Here is a 10,055-nt window from a genome sequence, read left to right as displayed (position 1 = left end):
AAGAGGCCCGCCACGCCGGCAGCCCGCCAATCTGGGACCTGATGGCCCAGTGGCTGCGCGCGCGCGGCGAGGTCACGGCCCGGCCGCTGAACCTGCCGACGGTGCGCGGCATGGAAGGCAACGCCGGCATGGCGGCATGATGCACAGGTGATTGATGCGGCGGTGAAAACTACGCTACAATCTCCGCTTACGGGCCGATAGCTCAGCTGGGAGAGCGCTGCGTTCGCAATGCAGAGGTCGGGAGTTCGATCCTCCTTCGGTCCACCAGGATTCAAAGTCAAAGGCCAACCGCAAGCGGTTGGCCTTTTTCATTGCGCGCCCGCCATTGCGCACAAGCGCGTACCCACATTACCCGCCCTCACGCCCCGGCGCGCAGCGGCTGCGGTAATCCGCCTCCAGCGCATGCGCCGCCGACTCGCGGGCCGCGCTGGGGCTGGTCAGCCCGGGGATGGCCTCGATGGTGCGCCGGGTGCCGACCAGCGACTGCTGTGCCTGCGCGGCGCGCACTCTCTGCAGCAGCGCTTCGCACGCGGCGCGCACGGATTCGCTGTCTTCGCCGGCCGCGGCGGGTGGCATGCGATAGGGCGTCTCGCCGCGCTGCACCGCGCTGGAGATGGCGTCGCTCACCGCGGCGCTGGCTGCGGTGGGCATCGTCGGCTGGGCATGGACCGGGCCGGCCAGCCCCAGCAGGGGCAAGGCGAGCAGGGCGGAAATGCAAGGCACGCGCATCACATCGTTCTCCACCGGCAGCTTGGGCTCTTTCAGTGTAGGCGTTCGCGCACTTGGGCACAGGACAATTGTGTCCGCATGGACACGCACCGCCGCGCATCCGGCGCCTGACCCGCAATGCTGAAGTCTCGACCATAGATACCAGCGCACCCGATTGTGGATAACTGCGCCGCCGCCTGGGGATAAGCGTGCCGGAAAGCTGTGTCCCGGCTGGGGGCGGGCTGTGGGACGTATACGTACAACTTCGCGGCGGCGGAAGCCGCCCAGATATACGTTTCGAGATATCCCCGTGCCTAAGGGTATTCCCTAGTGACTTATCTTTTCCGCAAGTCACTGACTGGAAAGGGAAAAACCGGCTTATCCACGCGGGAAGGCCATGTTTACCTACTACTACTATCTATGTATACGTAAACAATACAGAAAGACATAAGGCGACCATTGCCGGGAACGGACGTAAACGAAGCGGCGCGGCACATATGCACCCCTTGCCCGCCTGTTTCTGTTTACGTCCGTTCAGCGCGGAACCTTGAATGCCTTGCGCGCCCGCAAGACTTCCTCGCGCGTGGTGCAGCCGTCCTGGTGGTCGTTGACGAGTCCCATCGCCTGCATCAGCGCGTACATGGTGGTGGGCCCGACGAAGCGCCAGCCGCGTTTCTTGAGGTCTTTGGACAGCGCCGTGGATTCGGGCGAGATCGCCATCGTGCGCAGGACTTCGGGCGTCAGCACCGTGGGCCGGCTGGCCGGGTCGGGCTCGAAGCGCCAGAAATAGGCGGCCAGCGAGGACCCGGTTTCCAACAGCTCGCGGGCGCGCTGCGCGTTGTTGATGGCCGCCTCGATCTTGCCGCGGTGGCGCACGATGCCGGCGTCGCCGAGCAGGCGCTGGATGTCCTTCTCGCCGAAGCGCGCCATTTTCTCGATGTCGAAATTGGCGAAGGCGCGCCGGAACGCTTCGCGCTTGCGCAGGATGGTCAGCCAGCTCAGGCCGGCCTGGAAGCCCTCCAGGCAGAGCTTCTCGAACAGGCGGCGGTCGTCGTCGACGGGGAAGCCCCATTCGTGGTCGTGATAGTGGCAGTAGTCTTCCAGCGTTCCGCACCAGCCGCAGCGCTGGCGTTCCGGCGGGGTGGCTTGCTTCCTGGCAGGCATCGTCGGGTTTCTCTTCTCGGCATGAATGCGCCATCTTAAGGCGGCGCGGCGGCGCTGTCGTGTGCGCGCCGCGGCACGGGCATTTTGATACGATGCGTGCCAGCGGCGTGCGCGCCCGACCCCTCAACTTGTGAACATCGACATGGAACCACGACTCGCCACCCTGGAAGACGACGGCTGGCAGCTCGACGACGGCGAAGCCATCGCCGAGGCCTATCCCGAGACCTTCTGGGTCCCGCCGCCCGAAGTGCGCCAGGCGCTGCAGCCGGGCCAGGCCGTCAAGCTGATCTTCCGCATCCTGACCACCGACGAGCAGGACCGCGACGAGCAGCACGTGGAGCGCATGTGGGTGGTCGTCACCGGCCGCGAGGGCGATCTCTACCGCGGCGAGCTCGACAACCAGCCCTATTGCACCGACGAGATGGCGCCCGGCATGCCGCTGTGGTTCGCGGCGCGGCACGTCATCAACATCCACGGCGACGACGAAGACGACAACGAGGCGTAGCCGGCAAAGGCGCGAGCGCCACGCCGCCGCGAAAGCAAAAAGGCCAACCGCGCGGTTGGCCTTTTTTGTGTCAGCGTGCGCCGGCGGACCTGCGTGCCGGCCCGCCGCGTCACTGCAGCGGCTTGCCGGTGCGGTCGTGCATGAACAGCAGCGCGATGAAGCTCACCGCGGCGGCGGCGATCACGTAGTAGGCCGGCGCCAGCTTGCTGCCGCTCGAGGTGATCAGCCAGGTCACGATCAGCGGGGCGAAGCCGCCGAAGATCGTCACCGCGAAGTTGTAGGCGAGCGACAGGCCGGTGGAGCGTACTTCGGTCGGGAACTGCTCGGCCAGCACTGCGGGCGCCGGGCCGGTGAAGGCCGCCAGCAGGATGCCCAGCACGATCTGCACCTCCAGCAGCGTCTGCGTGGTCGGCGAGACGTTGAGCCAGTGGAACAGCGGATAAGCCAGCACGCCGATGGCCAGCGCCACGGTGCCCAGCATGCGCTTGCGGCCGACGCGGTCGGACAGCATGCCCATCAGCGGGCACAGCACCAGGATGATGGCGCCGCAGATGGCGGTCGACTGGAACGTGGCGCCCAGCGGCAGGCCGAGCTGCTGCTTGGCGTAGGACGGCATGTAGAACACCAGCACGTAGGTGCAGACCGTCCACAGGATGGTCACGCCGAGGCCGGCCAGCACTTCGCGCGGGTGGTCGCGCAGCACCTGCGTCAGCGGCGAGAACTTGACCTTGCTGGCCTTGCGTTCGGCGCGGCGCGCCTCGAACGCGGGCGGCTCCTCGAGGTGGGAGCGGATGTACATGCCGACCGGGCCGATCAGCAGGCCGAACAGGAACGGGATGCGCCAGCCCCAGGCGTCGACCTGCTCGGGCGCCAGGCCGTTGATCACCAGCGCGCCCATCGCCGCGCCGAGCATGAAGGAGATGCCCTGGCTGGCCTGCTGCCAGCTCGCGTAGACGCCGCGCTCTTCGTCGGGCGCGTGCTCGATCAGGAACGCGGTGGCGCCGCCGACCTCGCCGCCGGCCGAGAAGCCCTGGATCAGGCGGGCCAGCACGATCAGCGCCGGCGCCCACAGGCCGATCGACGCGTAGGTGGGGGCCAGGCCGATGATGGCGGTGCCGAGCGCCATCATCAGGATGGTCAGCGTCAGCGCCGCCTTGCGGCCCACGCGGTCGGCGTAGACGCCGAGCACGATGGCGCCGACCGGGCGCATGAAGAAGCCCACGCCGAAGGTGGCGACGGTCAGCAGGAACGAGGTGAGGTCGTTGCCGGTGGGGAAGAACAGCTTGGCGATGATGAGCGCGAAGAAGCTGTAGACGGTGAAGTCGAACCACTCGAGGCCGTTGCCGATGGTGGCGGCCAGGATGGCCCTTCGTCGCTGGGCTTTGGAAATGTCCGGAATCCGGGAGTTGGCAGCGTTGGCTTGCATGATGCTTTTGGTGCGATGGGAAAGGATTGCGGTCCGTGCCCGGCGCGGGCGCCGGGGCGGACGGAAAGGCAGCATGGTAAAGGATTCGCCGGCCATGCCCCGCGTGGGCGCCTTCGGGGAGACATCCAGGAGGCCTCCGGATGGCGCGGCGTACCCCGCGTGTGCCCGCCAGATTACACCCGTATGACACGGGCATGCAGCGGGGCAAGGCGGGCAGGCGGGCGCGCAGCAGCGCTGCCGGAGTGCCGGCAAGACGCCGGCGCGGCGCCTTCAGCCGGCGCGGTGCGGGGTGTGGTCGTGGGGCTCGGCGGCGGCGTCCGCCTGCGATTGCCTCGGGTCCTGCGGCGCGGCGTCGCGCCGGCGCGTGAACCACAGCCACGCGGCGCTGGCCAGCCAGCCGGCCACGAATACCGTGTCGCCGCCGTGGTTGAGCAGCGCGGCGACGTTCGGCAGGTTGAACAGGTCGGCCAGCCACGGCGCCGGCAGGCGCGCCGCGATCCACAGGAGCACGGCCGGTCCGCTGGCATACACGCCGGGCCGCCACCAGTTCGCATGGGGCAGTCTCGGGCTGCGGGCGGTGCGCTTGACCACGATGTTCTCCGGACCGGACGCGCCGGGGCGCGCGTCGTCACCTTGGGTTGCGGGGCAGGCCGGTGCCGGACCGCGCCCCATGCCTGCCATCATAAGCCGATTGCCAGGGGCATGCCGGACTGTTTGAAGCGTTGTGTGGGCCACCCCACGCTCATGCGCCGGCACGGGGCGCGCCGGCTTCAAGATTTTTGACGGAGGTATCCGCAAATGGCCGCCGCCAGCGGCGCCGGGCTTTGCCACACTGGTGCGTATCCATGAATCAGAAGGCAGACATCATGCTTCCCGCCATCTATGTGTCCCACGGCTCGCCGATGCTCGCGCTCGAGCCCGGCCCCAGCGGCGCCGCGCTCGACGCGCTCGGCGAACAACTGCGCGCGCGCCGCCCGCGCGCGGTGCTGGTGATCTCGGCGCACTGGATCTACAGCACGCTGGTGGTCGGCACGCGCGAGCGGCAGGAGGCCTGGCACGACTTCGGCGGCTTCCCGCGCGCGCTCTATGAACTGCGCTACGACGCGCCCGGCTCGCCGGCGCTGGCCGGCCGCGTCAAGGCGCTGGTCGAGGCCGCGCGCGTGCCCGGCGCCGCGGTGGTGCTGGAGGACGAGGACCGCCCGCTGGACCACGGCGCGTGGATGCCGCTGCGGCGCCTGTTTCCGGCCGCCGACGTGCCGGTGGTGCAGCTCGCGCTCAACCCGTACCTGCCGCCGGCTGCGCAGATCGAGATCGGCCGCGCGCTCGCGCCGCTGCGCGGCGACGGCGTGCTGGTGATGGCTTCGGGCAGCTTCACCCACAACCTGCAGGAAGTGTTCGGCGCGGGCGGGCGGCGCGAGCAGCACGGCGGGCCGGCCGAGCCGTACGTGGACGCCTTCCGCGGCTGGATGGTCGATGCGCTCGGCGAGGCGCTCGCCAGCGGCGACACCAGCCGCATCGCCGACTACCGCGCGCAGGCGCCCTACGCGCGCCGCGCGCATCCGACCGACGAGCACCTGCTGCCGTTCTTCGTGGCGCTCGGCGCCGCGCTGGGGCCGTGCGATGCCGCGCCGGCGCCGCAGCCCGCCGCCGTGGCGCGCGTGGCCGACGACGTCACCTACGGCGTGCTGGCGATGGATACCTTCGTCTTCGAGGGGTTGGGCGCGCGCATGCCGGCGGCGCTCGGCGCCGCGGCCTGAACCGCGCCATCTGCGGCCCGGCGCGCTATTCGCCGGTGTCGCGGGTATTGCGGGTATTGCGGGCGCCGAGGTAGGGCCGCGCCAGGCGCGCGCCCGCCAGCGCGATCCAGCCCATCGTGAGCGCCACCACCCCGAGCCCGTAGCGCAGGCTGCTGGCGTGGGCCACGCCGCCGATGATGACCGGGCCGAGCAGCAGGCCGATGTAGGCGAAGCGCGCCACCCGCGCGATCGCCTCGGCCGGCGCCACGCCCGGCAGGCGCGACGCCGCCACGAAGAACACCGGCACCATGTTGGCCGCGCCCAGCCCCATCAGCGTGAAGCCGGCCAGCGCCGCCAGCGGCACCGGCCACAGCAGCGCCAGCGCGATGCCGGCGAAGGCCACCCAGGCGCTGATCCTGAGCGTGCGCGCATCCGTCCAGCGCGCGCGCAGGCGGTCCCCGCCGAAGCGGCCGCAGGCCATGCCGGCCGAGAAGGCGGCGTAGCCGGCGCTGATCCACGCCGCCGGCGCCAGCGCCACGTCGCGCATGTAGACGCTGGTCCAGTCGTACATGGCGCCTTCGCCGACCAGCCCGAGAAAGGCCATCACGCCCAGCAGCCAGAGCGCCTTCACGGCGTGGTCGCGGTGGTGCGCGGACGGCGGCTGCACCGGATGGTCGGCCAGCAGCCACGGCGCCACGCCGGCGGTGACGGCCGCGGTCAGCAGCGCCATGCCGGCGGCGTGCGCCAGCGGCGGCACGCCCAGCCCCATCAGCAGCCCGCCGGCGGCCGCGCCGGCCATGCCGCCCAGGCTGAACATGCCGTGCAGCGCCGACATCACCGGCCGCGCGCGGCTGTTCTCCACCGTGGCGGCCTGCGCGTTCATGCCGACGTCGAAGGCCGCGTTGGCCATGCCGAACGCGATCAGCGCCGGGATCAGCAGCGCGAACGACGGCATGGCGAGGATGGCGGTCGTGGCCACCGCGTACACCAGCCCGCTCAGGCGCGAGGCGCGGGCGCTGCCCACGCGCGCCACCCAGCGGCCCACCGGGCCCATCGCCGCGATGGCGCCGCCGGCCACCGCCAGCATGGCCAGCGACAGCACCGCGTCGGACAGCCCGAAGCGCGCCTTGATGGTCGGGATATGGACGCCCCAGGTGGCGAAGGTGGCGCCGTTGACGAAGAACAGCGCCATCGTGGCGCGCGCGGCGTGCTCCACGCGGCGCGCGCTGTGCGTGGCGGCGGAGGGAAGGGAAGCGGACGGACGGGTCAGGCCGGCAGGGGAGGAATCAGGCATGTTGGCGAAGGGCGCGGACAGCCGCGCCGGTGTGGCGCGCCGTGCCCCGGGGAGCGCTGCGGAATGTTCGAGCCCCGCATCGTCGCACATCGGCCGGTCGCGCGCATGACGCGCGCATGACGCGCGGCCGCGCCGGACTACGCCGGCATCGTTCCGGTTTCATCCCGGCGGCATGCGTGTTTCACGCCGGCACGTTACGCCAGCGCGGCATCGGCCGCGCGCAGCAGGCCGCGTTGCTGCAGCGCGAAGGCAAAGGCGCCCAGCGCGGCCAGCGCCAGCGCCACCATCACCCACAGCATCAGCCAGTAGCCGCCGGCGGCGCGCCACAGCAGCGCGCCCAGCCACGGCGCGGCGGCCTGCATCAGCAGCACCGGCGTCATCATCAGGCCGTTGAGCGTGGCGTAGTGGTGGCGCGAGATCAGCTCCGGCATGGCCATCGCGCGCAGCATGGTGTTGATGCCGTTGGCGCAGCCGTACAGCAGCGCCGCCGCCATCAGCCACTTGCCGTAGCCGAGCGCGAAGCACAGCAGGCCCACGCTCATCACCGCGTAGACCGGCAGCGACAGGCGCAGCGGATGGCGCACCGGGAAGCGCATCATCACCAGCCGCCCCAGCACCTGCGCCGGGCCGATCAGCGCCGCCACGATCAACTGCTCGCCCAGCGGCAGGCCCTTCTCGGTCAGCATCGGGATCAGGTGCGCGCCCAGTAGCGAGGCGATCACGGCCAGCGCCGTGAAGGCCAGCACCACCGCCCAGAACACCGGCTGACGCAGCGCCACGCGCGCGATGCCGGGCGGCGCCGCGCCGGCCTGCGGCACCGGCACCGGCGCCGGCGCGGCGGCGTAGCTGGCATGCGCCACGTAGCGCAGGCGCGCATGCAGCGGCGCGCAGACCAGCAGGTTGAGCGCGGCGAAGCACACCAGCGTCTCGCGCCAGCCCAGGTGCAGCACCAGCCATTGCGCCAGCGGCACGAACACCGTGCTGGCGAAGCCGGCCATCAGCGTCACCGTCATGATGGACTTCTGGTAGCCGTCGCCGAAGGCCTGGCGCAGCACCACGAAGGCCGGCTCGTACAGCGTGGTGGACATGGCCAGCCCGAGCGGTATCCACATCAGCAGGAAGACCGCCGGGCCCGGGCTCCACGCCCACAGCAGCAGCCCGGCGCCGGCCAGCGCGGAGCCGCTGGCCATGACCACGCGCGCCGGCACGCGGTCCAGCAGGCGGCCCACCGCGAACGAGCACATCGCCCACACCAGCAGGCCCAGCGAGTAGCCGCCGGCGAGGAAGGGTTTGGAGTAGCCCAGCGCCGCGCTCATCGGCCCGATGAAGACGGTGAAGGCGAAATACAGCGTGCCCCAGGAGATGGTCTCGGTGACGCCGAGGGTCCAGACCAGCTGGCGCGGCGAGATGGGCGGGCGGCCCGAGGCAGCAGAGTCGGCAGCGGTGGAAGCCGGGCGGGGCGCCGGGCCGGGAGCAGCGTCTTGAGGTGTCATGGCGCGCCTGGCGCGGCGGCGGGGGAAGCGGGAATTGTAGGGGGAAGCGGGCCGCATGCCTAGTTCGCGTCACCCGTCATGCCTCCTCATGCATGGTCATGCCTGCGTTGGCGGCCCTTTCAGCTCGACCACGTTGCCGTCCGGATCGCGCACGTAGATCGACGGCCCCTTGCCCTCGGCGCCGAAGCGCATCTCCACCGGCCCCGGCGCCACGCCATGCGCGCGCAGGTGGGCGCCCAGGGCGTCGGCGTCGAACGGGTCGAGGCGCAGGCAGAAATGGTCGAGGTTGCGGCCCTCGGCGCCCGGCCCCGCGCCGCCGGCGCGCCCGAGCGGGCCGTCCAGCGTGACCAGGTCGATCAGGCCGCTGCCGGCGCGCAGCTGGGTCAGGCCGAAGGCGGGCTGCTCGCGCTCCACGCTGCAGCCCAGCACGTCCACGTAGAAGCGCCGCAGCGCGGGCACGTCGGCGCTGCGCAGGACCAGGTGATCGATGGCGAGGATGCGGAACATGATGGCCTGCCGATGGCGCGATGTGCCTACAGATCCGGGATCAGCCGCTTGCCGAGGCTGACCGCCTCGTCCTGCGCGTACCCGAGGCTGCGGTAGAAATCGATGACCTGACGGTTGCCGGTGCGCACCAGCAGGTTGATCTTGGGGCAGCCGCGCTCGATCAGCAACTGCTCGGCGTGCGCCATCAGGCGGCGGCCGTGGTCGCGGCGCTGGTGCTCGGGATGCACGGCCAGGTAATAGACCCAGCCGCGGTGGCCGTCGAAGCCGATCATGGCCGAGGCCATCGGGCGGCCGTCCACCTCGCCGACCAGGAACAGCTCCGGCTGTTCGGTGAGCTTGCGGGCGATGTCCTTCTTCGGGTCGTTCCACGGCCGGGTCAGGCCGCAGGTTTGCCACAGGGAAACGATGTCGGCCTCGTCGGCGGGCCGGTAGGGGCGGATCTGCATGCTGCTGGCTGTGCCGCGCGCGGCGGCGGCAATGTTGGATCCTTGACAGTGTAGCCGCGAATCCTGTGCCAGAATCGGCTTCACCCATATCAAGACGACGGGACCAACCCGCAAAGGAGACAACCCCATGAGTGAAACCGCCGCGCCCGCCCGCGCCACCTTCAGCCATATGGAAAACGGCACGCGCGAGGACTGGGCCGCCATTTCCGCCGAGTTCATGCCGTTCGCGCAGAACCTGGCCGACCGCGTGCTCGCCCATCTCAAGCTGCTCGACGGCGACTGCGGCGGCTTCCCCATCGACCGCCTCGCCCACAGCCTGCAGACCGCCACGCTGGCGCACCGCGACGGCCGCGACGAGGAATACGTGGTGTGCGCGCTGTTGCACGACATCGGCGACACGCTCGGCAGCTTCAACCATCCGGACATCGCCGCGGCCATCCTCAAGCCCTTCGTCAGCCCCAAGAACCTGTGGATGGTGGAGAAGCACGGCGTGTTCCAGGGCTACTACTTCTTCCACCACCTGGGCCTGGACCGCAACCTGCGCGAGCAGTTCCGCGACCAGCCCGAGCTGTTCGCGCGCACCGCCGAGTTCTGCGCCAGATACGACGGCGCCGCCTTCATGCGCGACTACGACAACCTGCCGCTGTCGTTCTTCGAGCCGATGGTGCGGCGCGTGTTCGCGCGGCCGCGCAACTCGATGTACGTGAAGGAAAACGAGACGACGCTGGCGCAGCCGGCGTGAGGGCGTGGCGACCGGGTCGGCGGGCGCCGGGGCG

11 protein-coding genes and 1 tRNA gene are annotated in these 10,055 nt (G+C 70.6%); 4 read left to right on the top strand and 8 right to left on the bottom strand.

All coding sequences use genetic code 11. The features are described from left to right. The first annotated feature begins 191 nt into the window (after positions 1 to 191). Positions 192 to 267: transfer RNA gene (locus K206_RS0132455), tRNA-Ala, on the top strand. Between the two features lie 81 nt (positions 268 to 348). Here the strand turns inward: K206_RS0132455 and K206_RS41045 are convergent. Then, positions 349 to 723, bottom strand: a complete 375-nt coding sequence (locus tag K206_RS41045; protein WP_155888368.1) for a hypothetical protein — start codon at positions 721 to 723, stop codon at positions 349 to 351. A gap of 519 nt (positions 724 to 1,242) precedes the next feature. Then, positions 1,243 to 1,872 carry a DNA-3-methyladenine glycosylase I gene (locus K206_RS0132445; RefSeq protein ID WP_020206468.1) on the bottom strand — a complete coding sequence of 210 codons (630 nt, stop codon included), beginning with the start codon at positions 1,870 to 1,872 and terminating at the stop codon, positions 1,243 to 1,245. A gap of 142 nt (positions 1,873 to 2,014) precedes the next feature. Between K206_RS0132445 and K206_RS0132440 the strand changes: the two genes are divergently transcribed. Next, a complete protein-coding gene (locus K206_RS0132440; protein ID WP_029044339.1) occupies positions 2,015 to 2,377 on the top strand; it encodes a hypothetical protein in 363 nt (120 codons plus the stop codon). 109 nt (positions 2,378 to 2,486) lie between these two features. On the opposite strand, the gene K206_RS0132435 is transcribed toward K206_RS0132440, so the two are convergent. Both K206_RS0132435 and K206_RS39965 read right to left on the bottom strand, forming a co-directional pair. Further along, positions 2,487 to 3,803, bottom strand: a complete 1,317-nt coding sequence (locus tag K206_RS0132435; RefSeq protein WP_020206466.1) for an MFS transporter — start codon at positions 3,801 to 3,803, stop codon at positions 2,487 to 2,489. Positions 3,804 to 4,073: 270 nt separating this feature from the next. Next, positions 4,074 to 4,394: a hypothetical protein gene (locus K206_RS39965; protein ID WP_020206465.1), complete on the bottom strand. Its 321-nt coding sequence runs from the start codon at positions 4,392 to 4,394 to the stop codon at positions 4,074 to 4,076. A gap of 275 nt (positions 4,395 to 4,669) precedes the next feature. Between K206_RS39965 and K206_RS0132425 the strand changes: the two genes are divergently transcribed. Beyond that, positions 4,670 to 5,560, top strand: a complete 891-nt coding sequence (locus tag K206_RS0132425) for a class III extradiol ring-cleavage dioxygenase (protein WP_020206464.1) — start codon at positions 4,670 to 4,672, stop codon at positions 5,558 to 5,560. Positions 5,561 to 5,585: 25 nt separating this feature from the next. On the opposite strand, the gene K206_RS39960 is transcribed toward K206_RS0132425, so the two are convergent. The 4 genes from K206_RS39960 to K206_RS0132405 form a co-directional block, all read right to left on the bottom strand. Continuing rightward, a complete protein-coding gene (locus K206_RS39960; protein WP_043367575.1) occupies positions 5,586 to 6,731 on the bottom strand; it encodes an MFS transporter in 1,146 nt (381 codons plus the stop codon). A 296-nt stretch (positions 6,732 to 7,027) separates the two neighbouring features. Further along, on the bottom strand, positions 7,028 to 8,326 hold the full coding sequence (locus K206_RS39955) for an MFS transporter (protein ID WP_020206462.1): 1,299 nt from the start codon (positions 8,324 to 8,326) through the stop codon (positions 7,028 to 7,030). Between the two features lie 96 nt (positions 8,327 to 8,422). Further along, the gene (locus K206_RS0132410; RefSeq protein ID WP_020206461.1) at positions 8,423 to 8,833 is read right to left on the bottom strand and encodes a VOC family protein; all 411 of its coding nucleotides are present in this window, start codon (positions 8,831 to 8,833) and stop codon (positions 8,423 to 8,425) included. A 26-nt stretch (positions 8,834 to 8,859) separates the two neighbouring features. Continuing rightward, positions 8,860 to 9,279 carry a GNAT family acetyltransferase gene (locus tag K206_RS0132405; protein ID WP_020206460.1) on the bottom strand — a complete coding sequence of 140 codons (420 nt, stop codon included), beginning with the start codon at positions 9,277 to 9,279 and terminating at the stop codon, positions 8,860 to 8,862. Between the two features lie 127 nt (positions 9,280 to 9,406). Between K206_RS0132405 and K206_RS0132400 the strand changes: the two genes are divergently transcribed. Then, entirely contained in the window at positions 9,407 to 10,021 is a 615-nt protein-coding gene (locus tag K206_RS0132400; RefSeq protein ID WP_020206459.1) for an HD domain-containing protein, read from the top strand. Positions 10,022 to 10,055: the final 34 nt, after the last annotated feature.

Origin of the sequence: Cupriavidus sp. WS, assembly GCF_000395345.1 — a bacterium.
Classification (GTDB): Bacteria; Pseudomonadota; Gammaproteobacteria; order Burkholderiales; family Burkholderiaceae; genus Cupriavidus; species Cupriavidus basilensis_B.
The sequence above is the reverse complement of the archived record's forward strand: the minus strand, read 5'-3'. Positions and strand labels throughout refer to the sequence as shown.

What these genes read in the sequence shown, in the direction of transcription:
- K206_RS0132435 (WP_020206466.1), bottom strand. Translation starts at nt 3,803, where the DNA reads ATGCAAGCCAACGCTGCCAACTCCCGGATTCCGGACATTTCCAAAGCC.
- K206_RS39955 (WP_020206462.1), bottom strand. Translation starts at nt 8,326, where the DNA reads ATGACACCTCAAGACGCTGCTCCCGGCCCGGCGCCCCGCCCGGCTTCC.
- K206_RS0132405 (WP_020206460.1), bottom strand. Translation starts at nt 9,279, where the DNA reads ATGCAGATCCGCCCCTACCGGCCCGCCGACGAGGCCGACATCGTTTCC.
- K206_RS39960 (WP_043367575.1), bottom strand. Translation starts at nt 6,731, where the DNA reads ATGGCGCTGTTCTTCGTCAACGGCGCCACCTTCGCCACCTGGGGCGTC.
- K206_RS0132400 (WP_020206459.1), top strand. Translation starts at nt 9,407, where the DNA reads ATGAGTGAAACCGCCGCGCCCGCCCGCGCCACCTTCAGCCATATGGAA.
- K206_RS0132440 (WP_029044339.1), top strand. Translation starts at nt 2,015, where the DNA reads ATGGAACCACGACTCGCCACCCTGGAAGACGACGGCTGGCAGCTCGAC.
- K206_RS0132425 (WP_020206464.1), top strand. Translation starts at nt 4,670, where the DNA reads ATGCTTCCCGCCATCTATGTGTCCCACGGCTCGCCGATGCTCGCGCTC.
- K206_RS0132410 (WP_020206461.1), bottom strand. Translation starts at nt 8,833, where the DNA reads ATGTTCCGCATCCTCGCCATCGATCACCTGGTCCTGCGCAGCGCCGAC.
- K206_RS0132445 (WP_020206468.1), bottom strand. Translation starts at nt 1,872, where the DNA reads ATGCCTGCCAGGAAGCAAGCCACCCCGCCGGAACGCCAGCGCTGCGGC.